General features: G+C 71.4%; 24 protein-coding genes and 3 tRNA genes. 17 read left to right on the top strand and 10 right to left on the bottom strand.

Annotated features, from left to right (window positions below; genetic code table 11):
* Positions 1-3: 3 nt before the first annotated feature.
* Together ACXR8F_RS02530 and ACXR8F_RS02525 are read right to left on the bottom strand one after the other, a co-directional pair.
* Positions 4-1,242, bottom strand: a complete 1,239-nt coding sequence (locus tag ACXR8F_RS02530; RefSeq protein WP_045191950.1) for an AGE family epimerase/isomerase — start codon at positions 1,240-1,242, stop codon at positions 4-6.
* Between the two features lie 147 nt (positions 1,243-1,389).
* Positions 1,390-1,911 carry a MarR family transcriptional regulator gene (locus ACXR8F_RS02525; protein ID WP_045192048.1) on the bottom strand — a complete coding sequence of 174 codons (522 nt, stop codon included), beginning with the start codon at positions 1,909-1,911 and terminating at the stop codon, positions 1,390-1,392.
* A gap of 61 nt (positions 1,912-1,972) precedes the next feature.
* Between ACXR8F_RS02525 and icmF the strand changes: the two genes are divergently transcribed.
* Positions 1,973-5,215, top strand: a complete 3,243-nt coding sequence (icmF, locus tag ACXR8F_RS02520) for a fused isobutyryl-CoA mutase/GTPase IcmF (RefSeq protein ID WP_458798592.1) — start codon at positions 1,973-1,975, stop codon at positions 5,213-5,215.
* 6 nt (positions 5,216-5,221) lie between these two features.
* Entirely contained in the window at positions 5,222-5,980 is a 759-nt protein-coding gene (locus ACXR8F_RS02515) for a helical backbone metal receptor (protein ID WP_458798591.1), read from the top strand.
* A gap of 18 nt (positions 5,981-5,998) precedes the next feature.
* On the opposite strand, the gene ACXR8F_RS02510 is transcribed toward ACXR8F_RS02515, so the two are convergent.
* Both ACXR8F_RS02510 and ACXR8F_RS02505 read right to left on the bottom strand, forming a co-directional pair.
* Positions 5,999-7,249, bottom strand: a complete 1,251-nt coding sequence (locus ACXR8F_RS02510) for a cupin domain-containing protein (RefSeq protein WP_458798590.1) — start codon at positions 7,247-7,249, stop codon at positions 5,999-6,001.
* Positions 7,249-7,563: a hypothetical protein gene (locus ACXR8F_RS02505; protein WP_045191946.1), complete on the bottom strand. Its 315-nt coding sequence runs from the start codon at positions 7,561-7,563 to the stop codon at positions 7,249-7,251. Before ACXR8F_RS02505 ends, ACXR8F_RS02510 begins: the two co-directional genes overlap by 1 nt.
* A gap of 110 nt (positions 7,564-7,673) precedes the next feature.
* Between ACXR8F_RS02505 and ACXR8F_RS02500 the strand changes: the two genes are divergently transcribed.
* Positions 7,674-7,877, top strand: a complete 204-nt coding sequence (locus ACXR8F_RS02500) for a hypervirulence associated TUDOR domain-containing protein (RefSeq protein WP_458798589.1) — start codon at positions 7,674-7,676, stop codon at positions 7,875-7,877.
* Positions 7,878-7,948: 71 nt separating this feature from the next.
* Here ACXR8F_RS02500 and ACXR8F_RS02495 read toward each other — a convergent pair whose 3' ends face one another.
* The gene (locus ACXR8F_RS02495) at positions 7,949-8,770 is read right to left on the bottom strand and encodes an MBL fold metallo-hydrolase (protein ID WP_458798588.1); all 822 of its coding nucleotides are present in this window, start codon (positions 8,768-8,770) and stop codon (positions 7,949-7,951) included.
* 59 nt (positions 8,771-8,829) lie between these two features.
* Here ACXR8F_RS02495 and ACXR8F_RS02490 point away from each other — a divergent pair, with 59 nt between their 5' ends.
* The 7 genes from ACXR8F_RS02490 (at position 8,830) to ACXR8F_RS02460 (ending at position 12,583) form a co-directional block, all read left to right on the top strand.
* Positions 8,830-9,759 carry a hypothetical protein gene (locus ACXR8F_RS02490; protein WP_458798587.1) on the top strand — a complete coding sequence of 310 codons (930 nt, stop codon included), beginning with the start codon at positions 8,830-8,832 and terminating at the stop codon, positions 9,757-9,759.
* A gap of 163 nt (positions 9,760-9,922) precedes the next feature.
* Positions 9,923-9,995: transfer RNA gene (locus ACXR8F_RS02485), tRNA-Thr, on the top strand.
* 59 nt (positions 9,996-10,054) lie between these two features.
* Positions 10,055-10,131, top strand: a tRNA-Met gene (locus ACXR8F_RS02480).
* A gap of 163 nt (positions 10,132-10,294) precedes the next feature.
* Entirely contained in the window at positions 10,295-10,465 is a 171-nt protein-coding gene (rpmG, locus tag ACXR8F_RS02475) for a 50S ribosomal protein L33 (protein ID WP_034801502.1), read from the top strand.
* A 134-nt stretch (positions 10,466-10,599) separates the two neighbouring features.
* Positions 10,600-11,046, top strand: coding sequence for an FAS1-like dehydratase domain-containing protein (locus ACXR8F_RS02470; RefSeq protein WP_045191943.1), 447 nt, complete (start codon positions 10,600-10,602; stop codon positions 11,044-11,046).
* On the top strand, positions 11,046-11,495 hold the full coding sequence (locus tag ACXR8F_RS02465; protein ID WP_458798586.1) for a MaoC/PaaZ C-terminal domain-containing protein: 450 nt from the start codon (positions 11,046-11,048) through the stop codon (positions 11,493-11,495). Before ACXR8F_RS02470 ends, ACXR8F_RS02465 begins: the two co-directional genes overlap by 1 nt.
* A 14-nt stretch (positions 11,496-11,509) precedes the next feature.
* On the top strand, positions 11,510-12,583 hold the full coding sequence (locus ACXR8F_RS02460; protein WP_045191941.1) for a UDP-N-acetylmuramate dehydrogenase: 1,074 nt from the start codon (positions 11,510-11,512) through the stop codon (positions 12,581-12,583).
* A gap of 51 nt (positions 12,584-12,634) precedes the next feature.
* On the opposite strand, the gene ACXR8F_RS02455 is transcribed toward ACXR8F_RS02460, so the two are convergent.
* The 4 genes from ACXR8F_RS02455 to ACXR8F_RS02440 all read right to left on the bottom strand — a co-directional run bounded on the left by ACXR8F_RS02455 (position 12,635) and on the right by ACXR8F_RS02440 (position 16,542).
* Entirely contained in the window at positions 12,635-13,219 is a 585-nt protein-coding gene (locus ACXR8F_RS02455) for a hypothetical protein (protein WP_458798585.1), read from the bottom strand.
* 267 nt (positions 13,220-13,486) lie between these two features.
* Entirely contained in the window at positions 13,487-14,569 is a 1,083-nt protein-coding gene (locus ACXR8F_RS02450; protein ID WP_458798584.1) for an adenosine deaminase, read from the bottom strand.
* Positions 14,570-14,668: 99 nt separating this feature from the next.
* Positions 14,669-15,184 (bottom strand): DUF5709 domain-containing protein, encoded by a 516-nt coding sequence (locus ACXR8F_RS02445; protein WP_458798583.1) that lies wholly within the window; start codon positions 15,182-15,184, stop codon positions 14,669-14,671.
* Entirely contained in the window at positions 15,181-16,542 is a 1,362-nt protein-coding gene (locus tag ACXR8F_RS02440) for an aminotransferase class I/II-fold pyridoxal phosphate-dependent enzyme (RefSeq protein ID WP_458798582.1), read from the bottom strand. Before ACXR8F_RS02440 ends, ACXR8F_RS02445 begins: the two co-directional genes overlap by 4 nt.
* A gap of 267 nt (positions 16,543-16,809) precedes the next feature.
* Here ACXR8F_RS02440 and ACXR8F_RS02435 point away from each other — a divergent pair.
* From ACXR8F_RS02435 to ACXR8F_RS02405, 7 genes are all read left to right on the top strand, one after another.
* Positions 16,810-16,882 (top strand) — tRNA-Trp (locus ACXR8F_RS02435).
* A 115-nt stretch (positions 16,883-16,997) separates the two neighbouring features.
* On the top strand, positions 16,998-17,267 hold the full coding sequence (gene secE / locus ACXR8F_RS02430) for a preprotein translocase subunit SecE (protein WP_045191936.1): 270 nt from the start codon (positions 16,998-17,000) through the stop codon (positions 17,265-17,267).
* A gap of 82 nt (positions 17,268-17,349) precedes the next feature.
* Positions 17,350-18,231: a transcription termination/antitermination protein NusG gene (nusG, locus tag ACXR8F_RS02425; RefSeq protein WP_458798581.1), complete on the top strand. Its 882-nt coding sequence runs from the start codon at positions 17,350-17,352 to the stop codon at positions 18,229-18,231.
* A gap of 95 nt (positions 18,232-18,326) precedes the next feature.
* Positions 18,327-18,758, top strand: coding sequence for a 50S ribosomal protein L11 (gene rplK, locus ACXR8F_RS02420; RefSeq protein WP_030194100.1), 432 nt, complete (start codon positions 18,327-18,329; stop codon positions 18,756-18,758).
* Between the two features lie 125 nt (positions 18,759-18,883).
* The gene (gene rplA / locus ACXR8F_RS02415) at positions 18,884-19,600 is read left to right on the top strand and encodes a 50S ribosomal protein L1 (RefSeq protein WP_045191934.1); all 717 of its coding nucleotides are present in this window, start codon (positions 18,884-18,886) and stop codon (positions 19,598-19,600) included.
* Between the two features lie 249 nt (positions 19,601-19,849).
* Complete coding sequence (gene ggt / locus ACXR8F_RS02410; RefSeq protein ID WP_458798580.1) at positions 19,850-21,730, top strand: gamma-glutamyltransferase; 1,881 nt, start codon at positions 19,850-19,852, stop codon at positions 21,728-21,730.
* 138 nt (positions 21,731-21,868) lie between these two features.
* Positions 21,869-23,179, top strand: a complete 1,311-nt coding sequence (locus ACXR8F_RS02405; protein ID WP_458798579.1) for a choice-of-anchor P family protein — start codon at positions 21,869-21,871, stop codon at positions 23,177-23,179.
* 107 nt (positions 23,180-23,286) lie between these two features.
* On the opposite strand, the gene ACXR8F_RS02400 is transcribed toward ACXR8F_RS02405, so the two are convergent.
* Entirely contained in the window at positions 23,287-24,243 is a 957-nt protein-coding gene (locus tag ACXR8F_RS02400; RefSeq protein ID WP_458798578.1) for a DUF3152 domain-containing protein, read from the bottom strand.
* Between the last annotated feature and the right edge of the window lie 172 nt (positions 24,244-24,415).

Here is a 24,415-nt window from a genome sequence, read left to right as displayed (position 1 = left end):
CGGTCAGGACAGCACCCCTTCGCGCAGCGCGCCCGCGAACGACGTGATCTCGCCGAGCGCGCCGACGAGGCAGGCCTGGTAGGCGTGGTAGACGTCCGGGCGTCCTTGCCACACAACGCTCGACGGGACGAGCTCGGGTGACAGCTCGTGCCTCCACGACCCCTGCTCACCGTCGACGAACCAGCGCTGCGCGTGCTGCCACCAGCGGTCGTACCACGCGGCATACGTCGGGTCTCCCGTGGCGAGGTCGAGCGTGCGGGCAGCCCCGATGGCCTCGGCGACGACCCAGTGCAGACGGTCACGCACGACCGGGTGGCCCTCGAAGTCCGTGGTGTAGACGAAGCCCTCGTTGCCGTCGACGTGCCAGCCCTCGTGCACCGCGACGTCGAAGAGCGAGCGGGCGTCGTCGAGCAGCCACGGCGGCGCCTCGGCGCCCAGGGCGCGACGCAGGTGCAGCGCCAGCCGTGCCCACTCGAGCAGGTGGCCGGGGGTGACGCCGAAGGGACGGAACTTGTCGGTCGCGCGCTCGCGGTTGTAGTCGGGACGCGGCTTCCAGGTCGAGTCGAAGTGCTCGGGCAGCCGGTAGTTCCACGACCGAGCGAAGCCGTGCACGACGTTCTCGGTGATGCGCAGCGCATGGCCGAGCCACCGTGGGTCGCGCGTCACGTCCCAGGCCGCGAGCAGCGCCTCCAAGGAGTGCATGTTCGCGTTGACCCCGCGGTAGTCCTCGAGCTCGGTCCACGTGCGGTCCCACACGTCGACGGCGAGGCCGTCGGACTCGCGCCAGAAGCGCTGCTCGAACGTCTGCAGGGCGGTGTCGAGCAGGTCGTCCGCGCCGGGGCGGCGCGCCGCCGACGCGCTGGTCGCGGCGAGCACGACGAACGCGTGCTCGTAGGCACGCTTGTCGGAGATGTCGGGTGAGCCGTCGCGGTGCACCGAGGCGAACCAGCCGCCGTGCTCGGCGTCGTGCAGCAGTCCGCCCTCCGTGAACGTCGCGACGCCGTGGTCGACGAGCTCTGCCGACCCGGAGTCGCCCTCGAGCACCGCGAGCGCGGCCACGTGCGTCATCCGTGCCGTGATCCACAGCTCGACGCCCTTGTCGGGGTCGAGGTCGCCGTCGTCGGTGAGCCAGCCGAAGCCGCCGGCGGGGTTCTGGGCGCGCCGCACGAGGGTGCGCATGCGACGTCGCTGCTCGTCGAGCCAGTCGAGGTGGTCGGCGGGCGGGGGAGGGGCATCGGCCATGGACCCAGTCTGCCGAGAACCGGGCTCGGGCGCTGCAGGTCCCGCCAACGAGCCGGGCGTGGCGTCGCGTGCCGTCGCGTGCCGTCGCGTGCCGTCGTGCTGTCCGGCGTGGTGTCGGGACGGGACGGGACGGGTGGCCGCGTGGGGTCAGAAGTCGCCGGCGCCGCGCCGCAGGCGCGTCAGCACGTCGACGAGGGCGTGGACGTCGCGGGCCCCGAGGTCGGGCTGCTCGAACACCTCGGTGTTGAGCGCCTTGGTCGCGCGCTCGGCGAGCTCGCGGCCCGACGGCGTCAGGGAGACGAGCATGGCGCGGCGGTCCTCGGGGTGGGTCGAGCGCGTCACCAGGCCGGCATCCTCGAGCCGGTCGACGGCGTTCGTCACGCTCGTGGGGTGCACCTGCAGGCGGCTGCCGATGACCTTCATCGGCAGCGACCCCCGCTTGCTGAACCACAGCAGCATGAGCACCTCGTAGCGGGCGAAGGTCACGCCGAGCGGCTTGAGGGTCGCCTCGACCCGCGCGAGGACGATCTGGTGCGCGCGCATGAGCGAGGTGATCGCGGCCATGCCGTCGGCGGCGGCGTCCCAGCCCTGCTCGAGCCACTGCTCGCGGGCGCGCGCGATCGGGTCGAAGCCCAGGCCGGGGACGGCACTCGTCGAGTCCGCAGTCATGGCGCCATCGTAGGTCGCAGACGCGTTGACGTCCATTAGTAGGAAGTCCTACTATTTTTGCATGTCCGACGCAGCGAAGCGCGATCTCCACCACCCGTCTCACCACGTCCGCCTCGTCACGGCGAGCAGCCTCTTCGACGGGCACGACGCGTCGATCAACATCATGCGGCGCATCATGCAGACGCAGGGCGCCGAGGTGATCCACCTGGGGCACAACCGCTCGGTCCAGGAGGTTGTCGACGCGGCGATCGAGGAGGACGTGCAGGGCGTCGCCGTCAGCTCCTACCAGGGCGGTCACGTCGAGTACTTCGAGTACCTCGTGCAGCTGCTCAAGGAGAACGGCGCCGACCACATCCGCGTCGTCGGCGGCGGTGGCGGCGTCATCGTGCCCGACGAGATCGCGCGCCTGCGCGAGTCGGGCGTCACGATCTTCAGTCCCGAGGACGGCCAGCGGCTCGGCCTCGCCGGCATGATCAACCGCGTCGTCGCCGACTGCGACTTCGACCCGTGGGAGATCGGGTCGCCCTCCCTCGAGGCGCTCCTCGCCGGCGACCGCTCGGCCGTGGCGCGCGCCATCACCGGCGCGCAGGAGGGTGAGCTCGACGAGGCCATCCTCACCGGCATCCGCGATGCAGCCGGCCGCCGACGCGTGCCGGTGCTCGGCATCACCGGCACGGGCGGCTCCGGCAAGTCGAGCCTCACCGACGAGATCGTGCGCCGCCTGCGCCTCGACCAGCAGGACAAGCTGCGCGTCGCGGTGCTCGCCATCGACCCCACCCGCTCCCGCGGTGGCGGCGCCCTGCTCGGTGACCGCATCCGCATGAGCTCGCTCGACGGCGACCGCGTCTTCTTCCGCAGCCTCGCCACCCGCGGCGAGTCCCAGGTGCCGGCGCACCTCGACGACGTGCTCGACGTCGTGCGCGCGGCGGGCTTCGACCTCGTCATCCTCGAGACGCCCGGCATCGGCCAGGGTGACGCGGCGGTCGTGCGCTACTCCGACATCTCGCTCTACGTGATGACGCCCGAGTTCGGCGCGAGCAGCCAGCTCGAGAAGATCGACATGCTCGACCAGGCCGACGTCGTCGCCATCAACAAGTTCGAGCGCCGCGGCGCCGAGGACGCCCTGCGCGACGTCGGCCGCCAGATGGTGCGCAACCGCGAGGCCTTCGGCAAGAGCCCCGCCGACATGCCCGTCTTCGGCACCAGCGCCGCCACCTTCAACGACGACGGCGTCACCGCGCTCTACCAGCAGCTGCGGACCCTCCTCTCCGAGAAGGGGATGCCGGTCGAGGAGGGTGTGCTGCCCCAAGTCACGACCAAGCAGTCCACGCGCATCGCGACCATCGTCCCCGCCGCCCGAGTGCGCTACCTCGCCGAGATCAGCGACACCGTCCGCGGCTACCACGACAAGACCCGCACGTATGCCGCCGCGGCCAGTCGCGTGCAGCGCCTCGAGTCGGTGCGCGACGAGCTCACCGACGCGGGCTCGCCCGCCGACGGCGTCGAGGAGCTGCTCGACGGCGCCCGCAAGGCCGTCCCCACAGAGGTGTCCGACGCGCTCGCCGCGTGGCCGTCGGTCGTCGAGTCCTACTCGGGCGACGAGCAGGTCGTCACCATCCGCGACAAGGAGATCCGCAACGCCCTCACGCGAGAGTCGCTGTCGGGCAACAAGATCCCCCGAGTCGCGCTCCCGCGCTACCGCGACCACGGCGAGCTCGTCAGCTTCCTGCGGCGCGAGAACCTGCCCGGCTACTACCCCTTCACCGCCGGTGTCTTCCCCTTCAAGCGCGAGGGCGAGGACCCCGCCCGCATGTTCGCCGGCGAGGGCGACCCGTTCCGCACCAACCGCCGCTTCAAGCTGCTCTCCGAGGGCCAGCCGGCCACGCGCCTGTCGACGGCCTTCGACTCGGTGACCCTCTACGGCCGCGACCCCGACCCGCGACCCGACGTCTACGGCAAGGTCGGCACGTCCGGAGTCTCGATCGCGACGCTCGACGACATGAAGGCGCTCTACGACGGCTTCGACCTCGTCTCGCCCACGACGTCCGTCTCGATGACCATCAACGGTCCCGCGCCGACGATCCTCGCCTTCTTCCTCAACACCGCGATCGACCAGCAGGTCGACGCGTTCCGGGAGCGGGAGGGGCGCGAGCCGAGCGACGACGAGCGTGCCGAGCTCACGGCATACGCCCTCGCGAACGTGCGCGGCACGGTGCAGGCCGACATCCTCAAGGAGGACCAGGGCCAGAACACCTGCATCTTCAGCACCGAGTTCAGCCTGAAGATGATGGCCGACATCCAGGAGTGGTTCATCGAGCGGAAGGTCCGCAACTTCTACTCGGTGTCGATCTCGGGCTACCACATCGCCGAGGCCGGGGCGAACCCCATCAGCCAGCTCGCGTTCACCCTCGCCAACGGCTTCACGTACGTCGAGAGCTACCTCGCGCGGGGCATGAAGATCGACGACTTCGCGCCCAACCTCAGCTTCTTCTTCAGCAACGGCATGGATCCCGAGTACTCCGTCCTCGGCCGCGTCGCGCGCCGCATCTGGGCCGTGGCGATGAAGGAGAAGTACGGCGCGAACGACCGCAGCCAGAAGCTCAAGTACCACGTCCAGACGTCGGGCCGCTCCCTGCACGCGCAGGAGATGGACTTCAACGACATCCGCACGACGCTGCAGGCACTCATCGCGATCTACGACAACGCGAACTCCTTGCACACCAACGCTTTCGACGAGGCCGTCACGACGCCGTCCGAGGAGTCGGTGCGTCGGGCGCTCGCGATCCAGCTCATCATCAACCGCGAGTGGGGCCTCGCGATGAACGAGAACCCGCTGCAGGGCTCGTTCGTCATCGACGAGCTCACCGACCTCGTCGAAGCGGCGGTGCTCAAGGAGTTCGACCGCATCACCGAGCGCGGCGGCGTGCTCGGCGCGATGGAGACCGGCTACCAGCGCGGCCGCATCCAGGACGAGTCGATGCTCTACGAGCACCGCAAGCACGACGGCAGCCTGCCGATCATCGGCGTCAACACCTTCCGCAACCCGCACGAGGGGGAGGAGCCCCGCAAGGTCGTGCTGGCCCGCGGCACCGAGGACGAGAAGCAGAGCCAGCTCTCCCGGGTCCGCGCGTTCCGCGCGGAGCACGAGGTCGAGGCGAAGGCTGCGCTCGAGGAGCTCAAGGCGGTCGCCATCGAGGGCGGCAACGTCTTCGAGGTGCTCATGCGGGCGGCCCGGGTCTGCTCGCTCCAGCAGGTCACCGAGGCCTTCTTCGAGGTCGGCGGCCAGTACCGCCGCAACGTCTGAGGGACCGTGCGCGAGCTCCTCGACGACCTGGCGTGTGCCGTGTCGTTCGCGACGCCGCCCCGCCGCCTCGTGTCGCTGGTCCCGTCGATCACGGAGGCTCTGGCGGTGACGTGCCCGGAGCGGCTGGTCGGGGCGACCGACTGGTGCACCCACCCGCACGACCTCGCGGTGCAACGGGTCCGGGGCACCAAGAACCCCGACCGGGCGACGATCGCAGCACTGGAGCCCGACCTCGTCGTCGCCAACAAGGAGGAGAACCGCGAGCTCGACGTCCAGAGGATGCGGGCTGACGGCATACCCGTGTGGGTGACCGACATCGAGACGGTGCCGGCGGCGCTCGACTCGCTGGAGCGCCTCTTCGTGGACGTGCTCGACGTCGGCACGCCGGGCTGGTTGTCGGCCGCACGACGCGAGTGGGACGGACCCGTGCCCGAGACGAGCCTCGACGTGGCGGTGGCGATCTGGCGCGACCCGTGGATGGCCGTCGGTCGCGACACCTTCACCGGCGACGTCGTGGCCCGGCTGGGCTGGCGCAACGTGCTGGCCGACTCACCCGAGCGCTACCCCCACGTCGACCTGGCCGAGCTCGACCGCGACGGCGTCACCGTCCTGCTCCCCGACGAGCCCTACGTGTTCACGGCGCACGACGGTCCCGAGGCGTTCACGACGGCGCGCACCTCGCTCGTCAGCGGCCGGCTGCTCACGTGGTACGGCCCGTCACTCGTCGGCGCACGCGACGGCCTGGCGGCCGCCGTCGCCACCTGAGAGGCCAGTCCTGGTTGCTCAGGTGTCGTCGGCGGAGACGAGGAGTCCTTCGCGCATGAGCCGGCGGGCCAGCTCGAGTCCGACCATGTCGGCCCGGAGCACGCCGCCGCCCACGAGCGCCACGAACGTGCCGACGTCGTGTGGCTCGACCGCTCGGGCGCCGAGGCGGCTGCGCAGCGTCACCGAGCCGTGCTCGTCGGGGACGAGGCGCGCGTCGACGTGGGCGCGCAGCCGCAGGCACGTGCCCGGCTCGAGCGCGTAGGCGGCGGTCAGCTGGGCGAGGGGCTGGATCGGCGCCGGTCGCTGGGCGCCGCGCACCCGTGACTCTAGCGCGTCGACCACGGCTGCTGCGTCGAGCGTCTGGAGCTCTCGGACGAGGCTCTCGCGCACGAGGTCGATGTCCGACCCGAGGGAGTCGCGGTCGAAGCCCGACGGGGTGACGCCGAGGGAGGCGCGAACCCGCTCGTCGCGGCTCGCGGACTCGAGGGCCAGCCGCACCAGCTCGTCGGCGAGGTGACGTCGCGTCCACACGTGGACCCCCAGCGTCAGGTGGGTGCTCACGCCGCCGAGGGCGGTGGCCGAATGGATCCAGCCGCGGGGGAGGTAGAGCACGTCGCCCGGACGCAGGGTGAACTCGAGCTCCGGCTCGGCGCGTCCGGCCTCCTCGACGGCGGCGCGGTGGTCGGTCCACGGCTCGTCGCGCAGCGGTGACGGGTGCACGGGAGCGCGCAGACGCCAGCGCTTCTCGCCTGCCATCTGCAGCACGAAGACGTCGTGCACGTCGTAGTGGTCGCTGAAGCCGGTGCTCTGGCTCGGGGTGACGTACGCGTTGGCCTGGACCGGGTGCCCGAGCTCCTCGGCGAGCAGCTGGGTGAAGTCGATGAGCGGCCCCCACGTGCGGTGCAGGCCCTGCAGGACGATGGTCGACCCGTCGCCGAAGAGGCGCAGCAGCTTGTCGTCACTGACCTGGTCGGCGACCGTCGCGCCGACGCCGCCGCCCTGGGTGAACTCGCGGTCGCCGAGGGTGCGGCCGTCGCGGGCGACCCGGAGGAAGGGCGCGCGCAGGCCGCGGCGGGACACGAGCTCGTCGACCGCGTCCTCGTCGAAGAGGTCGGCCAGACCGCCGGGCAGGTCAGCAGAGGTCGTGACGAGCGGGCGGCGCGACCAGTGCTCCCGGGCGAAGGTCTCGGGGTCGACCGGGACCAGTCGCCGCAGAGCCGAGTGCCCGCCCCGTGCGGCGGACACCCGGCTCGTCGTGGCAGCAGTCATCAGGCCCCGCCGTCGGCACCACCGTCGTGGCTGCTCGTGTCGGCTCCGCCGTCAGCGGGTCCCTCGGTGTCGGCCCCGCCGTCGGCGCCGCCGTCGTGAGAGCCGGTGTCGGCGCCGCCGTCCGCCGGGCCCTCGCCCGTGGAGCCGGCGTCCGAGCCCATGCCGGAACCGAGGTCGGACTCGGTGTCTGATCCGAGCGCGGTGTCGGCTCCGCCGTCGGCACCACCGTCATGGCTGGTGGTGTCGGCTCCGCCGTCAGCCGGCCCCTCGGTCGTCGGGTCGTCGCTCACCGGGTCCAGCGGGTTGTCGCTCATCGCTTCTCCTCTAGCTGATTCCAGGCGGCGCCGGACGACGCCGTCGCCTCAGCACCTACCCACTCCCGTTCGCTCTGGCACGACGCCCTCGCGCGTGTTCTGATCGGGCCATGGCGATCAGCAAGGGAGACACCGTCCACTGGAACACCTCGCAGGGCCGGACGACCGGCACGGCGGTCGAGCGGCGCGTCAAGGAGTTCACGTTCGACGGGCAGAAGTTCAAGGCGAGCGAGGACGACCCGTACTGGATCGTCGAGTCCGAGAAGACGGGCGCGCGGGCCGCGCACAAGCAGTCGACGCTCGAGGCCGGCTGACCGGAGGCCGGCTGCGGCCGGGCGACCGCGTTCCCCGACCGCGTAGCCCGACCGTGGGCCCTCTCGCGACGTCAGGTGAGGTGGTCGAAGTCGCCGCGGGTCCACGCGGCGTGCCGGTCGGCCGAGAACCGCACCACGGCCTTGGCGTCCTGCGGCACCACGGCCCCGAAGTTGTTGTAGAGCCGGTCGTAGTGCAGCCCCTCGAGCTGACCTGCGACACGCTGGACCACGTTGCCCGACAGGGGAATCCGATTGGGATAACTGCGCAGGAAGCTGACCGACCTCCGGTCCGGGTTGGGGAAGACGGCGTCGCCCGCGAGCAGCACGCCACGCCCCTCCGCGCCGGCCTGCCACTCGACCACGGCCTGGCCGCGGAAGTGCCCACCGACGCGGTGGAGGGTCAGCCCGGGTGCGACCTCGCGAGACTCGTTGTAGAGCTCGACGAGCCGGTCCTTGCGCCGCACCCACTCGGCGTCGCGGTCGGCGACGAGCACCGGCACGCCGCCCAGGGCCCGGGCCCATTCCGTCTGCACGCCGTACATGTGGGGGTGGCTCGCCGCCACGGCCAGCGTCGGACCGAGCGACTGCACGAGCTCCACGGCGGCGTCGTCGACGTAGCCGACGCAGTCGAAGAGCAGGAGGCCCTCGGGGGTGCGCACGACCATCGTCTGCTGGCCGATGCCGACCTCGGGATCGGCACGAAGCCCCCACAGGTCGGGCTCGACGGGGGCGACGGTGATGCGGGTCCCGGCCTCGCGCAGCTCGTCGAGGGTCGTCCACCGCTGCCCCGTGGCGGGCACCCACTGCCGGTCGTCCTCGCACACCTCGCACTCGGGTGGAGGCTGCGTCAGGTCGTCGGTCTCCACGGCGCAGGTCGCACAGATCCAGATCACGCGACCAGCCTGCCCGTCCGCGCCGCGCCGCACCAGCGGGTTTGCGGGAGGATGCACGCGTGATCCTGCACCTGCGCGCCGCCGTCGAGCAGCTGTATGCCGCCCTGCCGTCCCGCTTCACGCCGCTGCGGTCCGAGCTGGTGGCCGTGGCGAAGCAGGCCGGCGACAAGGAGCTGGCCACCTCGATCGGGGCCCTGCGCAAGCCGACGGTCGCAGCGTGGGCGGTCAACCACTTCGTGCGCGAGCACGCCGACGAGCTCGAGGACTTCCGTGAGTTCGCCGAGCTGCTCCGCGAGGCCCAGCGCAGTCTCGACGCCGACCAGCTGCGCCTGCTCGGTCGGGAGCGGTCGAGGCGCGTCGACGCCCTGGCCGACCGCATCGCCGAGACGTCGGCCGAGGCCGGTCAGAAGCTCGGTGCCGGGGTGGCGCAGGAGGTGCGCGACACCCTGACCGCCCTCATCGCCGACGAGGACGCGGAGGCCTCGGTGCTCACCGGCTCGCTGGTGCGCGCCCTCAGCTACTCGGGCTTCGGCTCCGTCGACGTGGAGGACGTCGTGGCGCTCGGGACCGACGGCGGCGAGGACGGGACCCGCCGGCCGTCGCTGTCGGTGCTGCGCGGGGGCGCGGGCGCCGCAGCGGGGGACGGCGCGGACGACGAGGGCGACGAGGGCGACGAGGGCGACGAGGCCGTCGACCTCGAGGAGCGGCGCAGGGCCAAGCGAGCTGCGGCGCGGGCCCGGCTGCAGGCGGCGCTCGAGACGGCCCGGTCCGAGCTGCGCAACGCCGACCGGCAGGTGGCGGTGCTGACGGCCCGCCACGAGGAGGTGACCGAGGGAATCGCCGACCTCGAGCGGCGGCTGGCGACGGCCCGGGGCCGGCTCGAGAAGGTCACCGCCGAGCTCGACGAGGCGACCGGCGTACGCGATCGGCGCGAGCAGGAGGAGGAGTCGGCGCAGCAGGCGCTCGCCGACCACGACGCCGAGGGCTGACCCCGCGAGCGCGCGCCGCGAGCACCCCGACGGCGTCGGGCGGGCAGGTCCCGCGCACGGGCACCGCCCGATTTCGTATCCGTGGCCGCGACCGTGTAGTCTCGCCGTCGCACAGCAGGTCGAAGCGGGCCCGTTCTCGTGACGGTTCCACAGCGTCGGCCGTGCCCCAATAGCTCAGTCGGCAGAGCGTTTCCATGGTAAGGAAAAGGTCTAGGGTTCGATTCCCTATTGGGGCTCTGGGCCGCCGGTCCCGGCCATCTCGCGGCATCGCGAGGAGGCCGGGGCGGCAGCCCATGGCGGGGTAGCTCAGCTGGTTAGAGCGCACGACTCATAATCGTGAGGTCGCGGGATCGAGCCCCGCTCCCGCTACCACTTCCGCGCGCACCGACGTCGATTTCTCCAATCGCCGGGGTGTCGCGTAACCTAGGACGTCGCGCCTGCGTGTCACCCGGGAGCCCGGAACGCGTGACGCGCCGCGCGACACCCGTCGCAAGACGACAGAAGACCCCGTACGTTCCCGAAAGAGCAGGTTGCCGTGGCCAGCAAGAGCACCGACGTCCGTCCCAAGATCACGATGGCGTGCGTGGACTGCAAGGACCGCAACTACATCACGAAGAAGAACCGTCGGAACAACCCCGACCGTCTCGCGATGAACAAGTTCTGCCCGAAGTGTGGCAAGCACACGGAGCACCGCGAGACCCGCTGACCCCAGCGCTCGACGTCAACGCTCCCTCGGCCACCGGCCGGGGGAGCGTCGTCGTTCCCGGCCGGTCCGGCGCCGCTGACGGCCGGGTCGAGACGCCCCGAGCCGCTGACCCCGGCGGTCGGTAGGGTGCCCGTATGCCGGTGAACGCAGACTTCCAGGGCCGGGTCTACCCGCCCACCGAGACCTACCGGGTCAGTGCCGCCAAGATCCGCGAGTTCGCCGAGGCGGTCGGCTCGGCCGACCCCGTGCACGTCGACGCCGAGGTCGCCCGGGCCCGCGGCTACGCCGACGTCATCGCACCGCCGACGTTCGCCGTCCTCATCGCCCAGCAGTGCGACGCACAGCTGATCCGCGACCCCGAGGCCGGCATCGACTTCTCCAGGGTGGTGCACGGCGAGCAGCGCTTCACCCACCACCGCCCGCTCACGGCCGGTGACGCCGTCATCGGCACACTCCACGTCGACGCGGTGCGCGAGGCGGGCGGGCACGCCATGGTGACCACCCGCACCGAGCTCGCCACCGAGGCGGGCGAGCCGGTCTGCACGGCCACGTCGACGATCGTCATCCGAGGAGGCGAGTGATGAGCACCCAGCCGCGTGACCACACGACCGTGCGGGCGTTCGACAGCGTCTCCGTCGGTGACGCCCTGCCGCCGCAGACCGTCCACGTCGACCGCGCCCGCCTCGTCCAGTACGCCGGGGCGTCCCTCGACCGCAACCGCATCCACTGGGACGAGCCCTTCGCGAAGAAGGTCGGCCTGCCCGACGTCATCGCGCACGGCATGTTCACGATGGGTTCGGCCGTCACCCTGGTCACCGACTGGGTGGGCGACGCCGGCCGCGTCGTCGAGTACGGCGTGCGGTTCACGCGCCCGGTGGTGGTGCCCTACGACACGGGCGCCGACATCGAGGTCTCCGGCGTCGTCAAGTCGGCCGACCCCGAGACGAAGCAGGTCACGGTCGAGCTGACCGCGACCGCCGCGGGCGAGAAGGTCCTGGGCCGGGCCCTGGCCGTCGCACGGCTCGACTGAACAGGGGCCAGCGCGTGCGCGAGGATCACGACGTCCCTTTGTCGACCCTGACGACGATGCGCGTCGGCGGCCCGGCCGCCCGGCTCGTCACGGTCGAGACCACCGACGAGCTCGTCGACGCCGTTCGTGAGGTCGACGACGCCGACGAGCCGCTGCTCGTCCTCTCGGGGGGCTCGAACCTCGTCGTCCCCGACGACGGCTTCCAGGGCACCGTCGTGCACATCGTCACGAGCGGCGTCACGCCCGAGTCCGCCGACTCCTGCGGTGGAGCCATGGTGCGCGTCGCGGCGGGCGAGGTCTGGGACGACGTCGTCGAGCGAGCGGTCGCGGAGGGCTGGGCGGGCGTCGAGGCGCTCAGCGGCATCCCGGGCCGCACGGGCGCCACGCCGATCCAGAACGTCGGTGCCTACGGCCAGGACGTGTCGCAGACGGTCGCCCAGGTGCGCACGTGGGATCGCCGGGAGCAGACCGTGCGCACCTTCATGAACGCCGACTGCGCCTTCACCTACCGGCACTCGCTCTTCAAGGGAAACGCCCGCTACGTCGTGCTCGACGTGCTCTTCCAGTTCGAGGTGGCCGACCTCAGCCGTCCCGTCGCGTATGCCGCCCTGGCGAAGGGCCTCGACGTCCCGCTCGGCACGCGGGTGCCGCTCCAGGACGCCCGCGAGGCGGTGCTCGAGCAGCGCCGCTCCCGTGGCATGGTGCTCGACGACGCCGACCCCGACACGTGGTCGTGCGGGTCCTTCTTCACCAACCCGATCCTCAGCCGGCAGCAGTTCGACGACCTCGTCGAGCGGGTGGGGGAGCGGCTCGGCTGGGAGGGCCCGACACCTCCGCGGTTCGCCGAGCCCGACGGCCGGGTCAAGACGAGCGCGGCGTGGCTCATCGAGCACGCCGGGTTCGGCAAGGGCTTCGGTCTGCCCGCTCCGGCGGCGCTGTCGACGAAGCACACGCTGGCGGTCACCAACCGCGGTGGCGCCACGGCGGGCGACGTCGTGGCGCTCGCGCGCCAGGTGCGCGACGGCGTGCGTGACGCCTTCGGGGTCTCCCTGGTCAACGAGCCCGTGCTGCTCGGCGAGACCCTCTAGCGGCGGCTACTTCGTCCGCGACTACCTCGTCCGCGACTACCTCGTCCGCGACTACTTCGTCAGGACGGCGGTGAAGGTCTTGGCCGGCAGCTTCTTGCCGGTCGTGCTGACCTGGTACGCCGGGCGGTTGAAGCCGAGCTTGAGCGCGCTCGTCGTGCCGCGGTCGACCTTGAAGAACACCCAGCCAGAGGTCGTTGCCGCACGCTGAGCTGCCTTCAGCGGTGTGGCCCTCCAACGGGATGCAAACTCATTGGTCGGGGTGACCGTTTGCTTGGGGCTCGACGTGACGAGCGTAAACATCTGCGGGTCGATGGTCGCCGAGTAGCGCGAGCCTGCCGTCGCAGACAGTCGCACGCCGACGATCTCGAACTGCGCCGCGCCGATCGGCTGTCCAGTCGGCCAGCTGAGATGGCGGGCCACGCGAACCGCGGTGATCGTGTGTCCGAGGTCGGGGTCCTTGATCACGGCCTTCACGGTCGCGTACGACGTGCGCTCGTTCGGAACGCCCGCGGACTCGGTTGGCGAGGCGGAGGTCGTCGGCCCCGTCGTCCTGGTCGTCTCGGGCGTTGTCGCCGACGACGCGGTCGCGCCGGCGGGCGCGGTCGCGCGGGCGGGCGCGGTCGGGTCGGCGGTCACGGGGGACTCACCGCTGCAAGCCGCCAGGGCGACGACGGGGGCGACGAGACCGACGACGGCGAGTCGTCGGAGGTGGGCGCCGGAGGCGGTCGAGGGGCGGGCGAGGGCGGCGGCAGGAGTCTTCATGTCCGCACCAGCATGACCGGGCGCACCGACCCTGAGCAAACTCGGTGCACCGGCGCGGACTCCGACATCCACCTGCACATGGGGTGCTTTGCCCCGGTGTGCCCCACTCCTCGGTGTGGCCCGAGTCACGGTGTCCGTCGCTCAGGCACGCTCGGCGGCCAGCCCCCGGTAGCCGGTGCCGGCCGGGTCGGTCTCCTGCCCGGGCTGCGCGAGCCACTCGTCCACCTCGGCGAGGGCGGCCGCGCGGAGTCGGGACGGCATGCGGCTGCCCTCGAGCGAGCCCCGGGCCAGGCCGGCCAGCCCGTCGTCGTCGAAGCCGAGGACGCGGGCGGCGGCGTACTGCGCCGCGAGGCGGGAGCCGAAGAGGAGGGGATCGTCGGCGCCGAGCGCCACCGGGATCCCCGAGTCGACGATGCGGCGCAGCGGCACCTCGGAGGGGTCGGCGTAGACGCCGAGGGCGACGTTGCTGCCCGGGCACACCTCGAGCGTGACGCCGGCCTCGGCGACGGCGTCGAGCACCTGCGGGTCCTCGACGCTGCGCACGCCGTGCCCGATGCGGTCGGGATCGAGGTGCTCCAGCGTCTCCATCACCGACTGGGCGCCGAGCAGCTCACCCCCGTGCGGCACGAGCGCGAGCCCGGCCTTGCGGGCGATGGCGAAGGCCGGGGCGAAGTCGGCCACGAGCCCGCGCCGTTCGTCGTTCGAGAGTCCGAAGCCGACGACGTCGCCGGCCTCCTCGCCGGCGTGGTGGGCGGCCAGTCTGGCGAGGGTGCGCGCCTCCAGCGGGTGGCGCATGCGGCTCGCGGCGACGACGACACCGACGCCGATGCGGCCCTCCGACGAGACGGCACGCGCCTCGTCGAGGACGATCTCCAGGGCCGGCGTGATGCCGCCCACGAAGGGTGCGTACGACGTCGGGTCGACCTGGATCTCCAGCCAGCGGGAGCCCTCGGCGGCGTCGTCCTCGGCCGCCTCGCGCACGATGCGACGCATGTCGGCCTCGGTGCGCACGCAGGCACGTGCGGCGTCGTAGAGACGCTGGAAGCGGAACCAGCCGCGCTCGTCGGTGGCGCGGGCCAGCCGCGGTGGCCACCCCTTCACCAGAGCGTCGGGCAGCCGGATGCCGTGTTGCGCCGCGAGGTCGCGCACGGTTCCGATGCGCATGGAGCCGGTGAAGTGCAGGTGCAGGTGGGCCTTGGGGAGGGTCTCCACCGCACGCGTCATGCGGGCAAGTGTGTCACCCGGCGCTCGCGCCGGACCGGCCGGCCGCGCCCGCCGGCCCGCCCGGCCGGCTACCCGGCATACGGGACAGGGGAGAGCCGCTCAGCGCTCGTCGGGCTCGTCGGCGATCTCGTCGACGACGTGCATCGCAGCCTCCTCGGCCGAGGCGCCGGCGCCGTCGACGCCGACATCGCTGGCCCACGCCTGCTTCTCGTCGTCGTCGTGGGCGCCCTCGTCGTCGGCGACGAGACGTCCGGCGCGCGCGTCGCCGACCTCGTTGTCACCGAGCCAGTCGTCCTCGGCGTCGATCGAGTCGGGGTCGTCGCCGCCGATGCGGTCGTCGTCGAGGCCGCTCTCGTTGTCGGGCCGACCGTAGGCGGAGCTCGGGTCGGGCTCCTCCTGGAGGATGCGCTCGTCGATCGTCTCGTCGATCGACTCCTCGTACGCCGTCGTGCCATGCGCGGTGACGCCCTGCGGCCGGTCGTTGGGGGAGTAGCCGCGGTCGAGGACGTCCTCCAGCTCACCGTCCTCGAGGGTGTCCTCGGGCTGGAGCTGGTCCTCGTCGTCGACGCTGTAGCTGGTGAGGTCGTCGTCGATGTTCTCGTTGTCTTCGCTCATCGGGCGGCTCCTTCGGTGGCGGACTCGGTCGTCGACGCTGCGGCGTCGCTCACGTCCCCTACCCCGGCGGACCGGTCGGCGGTCACCTTCTCGGCGGCGGCGAGGGCGACGCAGGTGGCGACGCCGGCCATGGCGGTGCGCACCTCGTCGAGCACGGGGAAGGTGGGGGCGAGCCGGATGTTGCGGTCGCGCGGGTCGCGCCCGAGCGGGAAGGACGCGCCTGCCGGCGTGAGGGCGATGCCGGCCTCCTTGGCCAGGGCCACGACCCGCGACGCCGTGCCGTCGAGCACGTCGAGGTTGACGAAGTAGCCACCGGTCGGGCGGGTCCACTCCGCCACCTCGAGGCCCTCCAGGCCTTCGGTCAGCGCCTGGTCGACGGCCGCGAACTTGGGCGCGATGATGTCGCGGTGGCCGCGCATGTGGGCCCGCACGCCGTCGGCGTCCTTGAAGAACTCGACGTGCCGCAGGTGGTTGACCTTGTCGGGCCCGATCGAGCTCATCGACAGGTGCCCCAGGTACCACTTCACGTTGGCCTCGCTGGCCGCGAGCACGGCGACGCCGGCGCCGGCGAACGTGATCTTCGACGTCGAGGCGAACATGATCGGGCGGTTCGGGTGTCCCGACGCCGCGGCGAGCGTGAGGATGTCGGCGCTCTTGGCCTCGTCCTCGGTGAGGTGGTGGAAGGCGTAGGCGTTGTCCCAGAAGATCGTGAAGTCGGGGGCCGCGGCGGGCATCGCCGCGAGGCGGGCCGCGACCTCCTGCGACACGACGGCGCCCGACGGGTTGGCGTAGGTCGGCACGATCCAGATGCCCTTGATGCTCGGGTCGTCCTTGACGAGCGCCTCGACCGCGGCGACGTCGGGGCCGTCGTCGTGCATGTCGACGGTGACCATCTCGATGCCGAACGAGGCGAGCATCGAGAAGTGGCGGTCGTAGCCCGGGACCGGGCAGACGAAGCGGACCTTCTCCTCCTCCGACCACGGCCGAGGGGAGTCGACGCCGCCGAAGAGCAGGAAGTCGACGATCGTGGAGTACATCATCGTCAGGCTCGAGTTGCCGCCCGCGACGACCTGCGACGGCTCCACCCAGAGCAGCTCGGCGAACATCTCGCGCAGCTCGGCCAGGCCCTCGAGGCCGCCGTAGTTGCGCACGTCGACGCCGGCACGGTCCTTCGTCGTCGACGGCAGCGTCAGCAGGTCGTTCGAGAGGTCGAGCTGCGCGGCCGACGGCTTGCCCCGCGTGAGGTCGAGCTTGAGCCCGCGGGCCTTGAGGGCCGCGTAGGCTTCACGCTGCTCGGCGAGGAAGCCGGCCAGGTCGTCGTCGGACAGGGACGCGAGGGCGGTGCGCGGGTTCGTCACCTTCCCGATCCTGCCACTCGGGTGTGCTCGCGAGCAGCCCGGTCCGTATGCCGGGTGGTGCCCGGGTCGTCCCGGGACAGTGCACGGACGGTGCACGGATACTGCACGGGTGGTGCGCTCGCCAGGGGGTCGGGCGCGCCGATCGGGCCCGGGCGCGGCTCGGTTGGCTTTGCACTCGGATCGTCCCGTATGATCGACCCTCGGACGGCTTCGCTGGCCATGCTGACGCATGCCGTCCCGCCGCGACCGCCCCAACGGTCACGGCGAAGGGCAATAGCTCAATTGGTAGAGCACTGGTCTCCAAAACCAGCGGTTGGGGGTTCGAGTCCCTCTTGCCCTGCGCATCCCAGTGATGTGGTCGTCGTGCAAGGCGGCACGCGGCTCTCGCCCCGACGTGGACACCCCACGAGCCGGGGCGCTGTCGCGGGCCGAAACCCAGGCAGAAAGAAGGAATCGTGACGGAGACGAGCGCCAAGCGCGGGTCCGGCCGGGCTGACAAGGCCCGTGGCGGCAACCCGGTGTCGCGGTTCCTCGGCGCGATCAGCCTCTTCGTTCGCCAGATCCTCGACGAGCTGCGCAAGGTCGTGCGGCCCACGGGCCCCGAGCTCGTGCGCTACACCACCGTCGTGGTCGTGTTCGTCGTGATCATGATGGCCCTCGTGTCGGGGCTCGACTTCGGTCTGAGCAAGCTGATCTCGTGGGCCCTCACCGGCGCGACGATCTGACGCGCGGGCGCCTCGCCGGCGCCCCGGGATGTCACCGCCAGCCGCCACCGGCTGGTCCACGAGCAAGGAAGTAGGTCAGAGCGTGTCCGAGCAGTTCGCCCACGAGGGCGCCCCGAACGGCGAGAGCACCGGGACCGATGTCGTCGACCCCACGGACCTGTCCGACGAGCTCTCGGCCTCCGACGTCGCCCCGGGTGCTGAGGACGCCGAGGCCACCGACGAGACCGCAGTCGAGACCACCGACGAGGCCGCTGAGACCACCGACGCCGACGAGTCCGACGAGACCGTGGACGCCGACGAGACCGAGGACGCCGACGAGGCCGAGGACGCCGACGCCCCCGTCGCCACCGGCAGCGGCGACCCGGTCGCCGACTTCAAGGCCGACCTGCGCAGCCGCTTCGGCGACTGGTTCGTCATCCACTCCTACGCGGGCTACGAGAACCGCGTGAAGGCGAACCTCGAGACGCGCATCCAGACCCTCAACATGGAGGACTTCATCTTCGAGATCGAGGTCCCCATGGAGGAGGTCACCGAGATCAAGAACGGCCAGAAGAAGCAGGTCCGTCGCGTCCGGATGCCCGGGTACGTCCTCGTCCGCATGGACCTCACCGACGAGAGCTGGGGCGCCGTGCGCCACACGCCGGGTGTGACCGGCTTCGTCGGCAACGCGCACCAGCCCGTGCCGCTGTCGATCGACGAGGTCTTCACGATGCTCGCCCCGACCTTCGAGGCCGCCGCCTCCGCCGAGGGCACGGCCGGCGCGAAATCCAGCGCCCCGAAGGACGTCCGCGTCGTCGACTTCGAGGTCGGCGAGTCGGTCACCGTCATGGAGGGGCCCTTCGAGACCCTTCCCGCCACCATCTCCGAGATCAACACCGACACGCAGAAGCTCAAGGTGCTCGTCTCGATCTTCGGCCGGGAGACCCCGGTCGAGCTCTCCTTCGCCCAGGTCGCCAAGATCTGAGCAAGGTCCCACCACGTTCGGTGCGGCACACCGCACCGGCATGCAACCGGGTCATCGCCCACGGCGTCGGCCCACAACGAAGAAGGTAGGCACCCATGCCCCCCAAGAAGAAGGTCTCCGGCTTCATCAAGCTGCAGATCCAGGCCGGTCAGGCCACCCCCGCCCCGCCCGTCGGCCCGGCCCTCGGCCAGCACGGCGTCAACATCATGGAGTTCGTCAAGGCGTACAACGCCGCGACGGAGTCCCAGCGCGGCAACGTCATCCCGGTCGAGATCACGGTCTACGAGGACCGCTCGTTCACCTTCGTGACGAAGACCCCGCCGGCCGCCGAGCTCATCAAGAAGGCTGCCGGCGTCGCCAAGGGCTCGGGTGAGCCGCACAAGACCAAGGTCGCCAAGCTCTCGCGCGACCAGGTCCTCGAGATCGCCCGCCAGAAGATGGAAGACCTCAACGCCAACGACGAGGAGATGGCGGCGCGCATCATCGCCGGCACCGCTCGCTCGATGGGCATCGACACCGAGCTCTGAGCCCAGCTCTCAGCTCGATCGTCACCCCGGCCGCACGGCATACGGACCGTGTGCCGTCGGCCACGTGGGAGGGCCAGCGCTGGCCCGCACCACGACTCCACGAAATCCACGCAAGGAGCAGTTCCATGAAGCGCAGCAAGAACTACCGCGCAGCCGCCGAGCTCGTCCAGCCCGGCAAGGTCTACGCCCCGCTCGAGGCCGTCCGCGTCGCCAAGCAGACCGCGAAGGCCAAGTACGACGAGACCGTCGAGGTCGCGATGCGCCTCGGCGTCGACCCGCGCAAGGCCGACCAGGCTGTCCGCGGCACGGTCAACCTGCCGCACGGCACGGGCAAGACCGCCCGCGTCCTCGTCTTCGCCAACGGCGACAAGGCCGAGGCCGCCCGTGAGGCCGGCGCCGACCACGTCGGCTCCGACGACCTGCTCGAGAAGGTCCAGGGCGGCTGGCTCGACTTCGACGCCGTCGTCGCGACCCCTGACCTCATGGGCAAGGTCGGTCGACTCGGCAAGGTGCTCGGCCCGCGTGGCCTCATGCCGAACCCGAAGACCGGCACCGTGACGATGGACGTCGCCAAGGCCGTCGCCGACATCAAGGGCGGCAAGATCGAGTTCCGCGTCGACAAGCACGCGAACCTCCACTTCATCATCGGCAAGGCGTCCTTCGACGAGGCCAAGCTCGTCGAGAACTACGCCGCTGCCCTCGAGGAGATCCTGCGTCTCAAGCCGGCCAGCTCCAAGGGCCGCTACATCGAGAAGGCCACCGTCTCCACGACGATGGGCCCGGGCATCCCGCTCGACTTCTCCAAGACGCGCAACCTCCTCGTCGAGGAGGAGCAGGCCTGATCGCCTGACCCGACGCACCGAGAGCCCGTCACCCTCTGGGGTGGCGGGCTCTCGCGTTCCCCCATCGATAGAACGCTCCGTCACCGCGCCGAGCACGGGCCATCCCTGTCAGCCCGATCGAGAGAACGCTCCGTCACCGCGCCGCGCACGGGAGCGCCCCCGTCAGCCCGATCGAGAGAACACTCCGTCACCTCGGATCGGTGGGGTGCTCGACGCGATCCGCGGGGTTTGCGCGGGTACGGTCGAAAGATGAGTCGTCTCAGCGCACGCACCACGACACGTTCCCGATGGGTCCTCGGCGCTCTCGTCGTCGGCCTCCCGCTCTCGCTGCTCCCCACGACCGCGGGAGCCCAGCCCACGGTGGCGCCGTCACCGCAGCGCGACAGGGGCTGGCACGGCCAGCCGACGACGCTGCCCAAGGCGCCGGTCATGGTCGGGTCCGGCGGGGCGGTCAGCTCCGTCGACCGCGACGCCTCGCAGGTCGGCATCGACGTGCTGGCACGGGGCGGCAACGCCGCCGACGCCGCCGTCGCGACAGCCGCCGCACTCGGCGTCACGGAGCCCTACAGCGCCGGCATCGGCGGCGGCGGGTTCCTCGTCTACTACGACTCCCGTTCGAAGAAGGTGTCGACCATCGACGGGCGCGAGACGGCTCCGGCGACGTTCACCGACAAGACGTTCACCGACCCCGCGACGGGCAATGCGCTCGACTTCCCGACGGTGGTCAGCTCCGGCCTGTCAGTGGGTGTCCCGGGCACGCCGGCCCTCTGGGCCAAGGCTCTGCGCGACCACGGCACGCTCTCGCTCAACGCCGCGCTCAAGCCGGCCGAGCGGCTCGCGGCGCAGGGCTTCGTCGTCGACCAGACCTTCCGCGACCAGACCGCGCAGAACGCCGACCGCTTCCGCAAGTTCCCCGAGACCCAGCGGGTCTTCCTGCCGGGCAACCAGCCGCCGGTCGTGGGCTCCGTGTTCCGCAACCCCGACATGGCCAAGGCCTACCGCGCGCTGCGCACGCGGGGCACCGACGTGCTCTACCGCGGGCGCCTGGGTGAGGCGATCGTCCGAGAGTCGAACGCGCCGCACACGGCGCCGGGCGTGAGCGTCATGGGCGGGCAGCTGACGTTGCGCGACCTCGCCTCCTACCGGGCGCTGACCAAGGCGCCGATCCACTCGCAGTACAAGGGGTTCGACGTCTACGGGATGCCGGTCCCCAGCTCGGGTGGCATCGCCGTCGCCGAGATCCTCAACCTCATGACGGCTTACGAGCAGCGCACCGGCGTGACGACGCGCGACGTCGACCAGGTGCAGTACCTCCACCGCTTCTCCGAGGCGTCGGCCACGGCCTTCGCCGACCGCAACCGCTACGTCGGCGACGTGCCGGGCGTCCCCGTCGGTGAGCTGACGAGCACCGGCTTCGCCGGCGAGCGCGCCTGCCTCTTCGACCCGGCCAAGGCCTACTCGCCGCGGCCCATCCCGCCGGGCGTCCCTGACGGCTCATACACCTCGTGCGCCACCGCACCTGTGTCGGCACAGCCCAGCGAGGGGCAGTCGACCACGCACCTGACCGTGGCAGACCGGTGGGGCAACGTCGCCTCCTACACCCTCACCATCGAGCAGACGGGTGGCTCGGGCATCACGGTGCCGGGCTATGGCTTCCTGCTCAACAACGAGCTGACCGACTTCAACTTCGCCCCGACCCAGGGCGACGCGCCCGACCCGAACCTCCCGGGCCCCGGCAAGCGGCCGCGCTCGTCGATGAGCCCGACGATCCTGCTTCAGGACGGCAAGCCGTTCCTCGCCGTCGGCTCTCCGGGTGGGGCCACCATCATCACCTCGGTGTCGCAGACGATCCTCGGCTACCTCGACCGTGGGCTGCCGCTGGTCGACGCCATCGCGGCGCCGCGCCTCAGCTCGCGCAACGGCAGCACCGAGGGCGCAGAACCGGCGATCCTCGACGGGCCCACCGGTGCCGCCCTGACCGCGCTCGGCCACAAGCTCGCATCGGCCGGCACACCGAACGAGATCGGTGCGGTCACGGCGATCCGCAGCCTCGACGGCGGTCTGTTCGAGGCGGCCGCCGAGACGGTGCGCCGCGGCGGTGGCTCGGCGATGGTCGTGCACCCTCGCTGATCCTTGCAGCATGCCGACCGAGGCCGTCCCTAGGGCGGCCTCGGTCGTCTCTCGGCCGCCCCGTGTCTGACAAAGCAGGCGCCTACCACATTCCCACCATTCGACGCATAACGTCTCACGTGGTCGAGTCGTTGATCCATGTACATCGGTCAGGGGATCGATGGCGGGGCATCGATGACAGGAGCACGTCAGATGAACAGGAAACTCACCGCAGTCCTTGCCGCGGCGGCCATCTCAGGCATGGCCGCACCGGTCGCTGCCACACCGGCAGCCGCAGCCGCACTTCCCCAGGTCGCCTTCACCGCGCAGGCGTTCGGGACTCAGCTCACTGCCGGCGGTGTCGTCCGCTCCGGCCCGAGCGCCCTGAGTTCCATAGGGTGCACGACCGTTGCGCCGAAGGGCACCTCGGGCAGCATCGCGTCGGCCACTCTCCCCGTCGCCGGTTCGACCGGGGCCGTCACGACGTCCGCACGTTCGGCACAAACCCTGACGAGCAGGTCGAGCACATCGACGTCGCGCGTCGCGGGGGTGAACCTGCTCGGGGGCCTCGTGCGGGCCGACGCCCTGTCCACGACGAGCACGGCCTCGGTCGACACGGCCTCGAAGTACACCGGCCGCAACGCGGCGGTGCTCAGCAACCTAGTCATCTCCGGACGGCGCGTGAGCGCGAGCACGGGGCCCAACACCCGCATCCGGTTCGGGCAGGTGGGCAAGGTCCCGTTCGCTACGGCTATCGTCAACAAGCAGGAGCGGGTCACCTCCAACGGCGAGCTCCGGGTCGCGACGGCCGCCGTCACCGTGCTCATCGACAGCAGCAACCCACTCGGGCTGCCGGTGGGCTCGCGCATCGACGTCGCCCAGTCGAAGGCCTACCTCTCGGCGCCCCTGAGGGGACTGGTCGGCGGCAAGGGCTACGCCACGTCGGTGACGGCCCTCGACGGGCGGGTACTGTCCTCGCCCACTGCACTCGTCTACCCGCGATGCTCGACGGGTGACGCGGCGAGCAGCGTCGCCCACGTCTCGGTGCCGGGGCTGCTCACGTCCGGCACGACGCAGACGACGACGCGGTCCGCGACCTCGTCGAGCAGCAGGTCCGTAACGGTGAAAAATGCCATCGCGTCGCCAAACGTGCTGCTGGGCGTCATCACCGCCTCGGCCGTCACCGCCGACACCTCCGTCGCCCAGTCGGGCGTTCTGGCCCCGACGGCGCGCGACTCGTCGCGGTTCGTCGGCCTCAAGGTGGCAGGGTTCCCGACCATCAGCGACACCGTCCGACCCAACACGGTCGTGACCATCCCGTCGCTCGGTACGGTGACCTTCCACAAGGTCACGAGGACATCCAGCTCGCTCGAGGTCATCATGCTCGAGGTCGTGCTCAACAGGGCGGTCGGTGGGCTGCCGACGGGGTCGGTCGTCAGGATCGGCTACTCGAACAGCAAATTGGCCTGAGCCTCTACCGGCTCACCGTATCGCGTTGGGCCCAGTCCGGTTCCCGCGTAGCTTCCATCCACGCGCGCTCACCGGGCTGGTTCGGAGTGGAGCACGCACGCCGCCCGTCAGGCGGGCTTCGCGGTGGGCCAGGGCCAGGCGGTGCAGCCCTTGAGGCCGTAGGTCTGCTGCATCATCACGGGCGCGACCTTGCCCGGTCCGCCGCAGTACGCGTGGGCGTGGCCGATGCCGTGACCTACCTCGTGGTTGACGAGGTAGGTGCGGTAGCCGGCGATGTCGGTGCCGTACGCGTCGGCGCCGAGCACCCACCGGCGCAGGTTGAGCACGACGCGTCCCGTGTTGTGGCAGCTCACCTGGCCGCGGGTCTGGAGCGGCGCGCACAGCTTGTCGGTGGTGTTCGGGCTGGCGAGAGTGATCCGCAGGTCGATGCCTGCCCCCTTCGAGGCTGCGGCGGGGGAGACGTTGACGAACCGGACGCCATCCTTGGCCTGCCACCCCCGGGGGTCGGTCAGGACGGTGCCGACCACAGTGGCCAGCTGCTCGCCGGACACGTCGAGGCCGCCCTCGAGCTCGACCGTGTAGCGCACCGCACGTCCGCCCGACGGGGCCGGGCGTACGGCCTTGGCCGGCACGGCCACGACCGTGAAGCGCCCGGTGCCCGACTCGATGACCGCGCCCTTCGCGTCCTTGCCGTCGTTCGCGGCGCCGGCGCTCGAGCCGGCGGCCGCCTTCGCAGCCGCACCCGTGGTGGCCGCCCTGGTGGCAGACGCGCCGGCACCGGCCGCCTCTTCGCCCAACGACCCAGCTTGTGAGTCGACCTGCGCGTCGGGCACACGTTCGACCTGGTCGACGGCGACGGCCGGGGCGAACCCCGCGGCCAGGGCCACCCGGTCGACGCTGAAGAGCCCGGCCGGCGTCACCGGCTCGCGGGCTCCCGCGCCCGTCACCGACCAGACGTCCGCGGCGACGCAGAGCATGACGGCCAGACCCGCCCACGTGCGTCGTCGGCGGATCGCCTGCCGTTGACGGGGGGTGGGGCGGCGTTCCACGCTGCCTCGCGCCATACGGGTCACGCTAGGTCACCTACCCGCGTATTGCGAGCAGCGCACCCGTGACGCGCGGGCGGCCGAGCACGTGCGGCCCCGATTTGGTCGGGACGGGGGACTGCCCGTACTCTGGTCCACGACCAATGACCGCCGGTTGGAGGGCGTGGGCAACCACGATCTCTCGAAGGTC

The organism is Terrabacter sp. AAH1 (assembly GCF_054456855.1).
The sequence above is the reverse complement of the archived record's forward strand: the minus strand, read 5'-3'. Positions and strand labels throughout refer to the sequence as shown.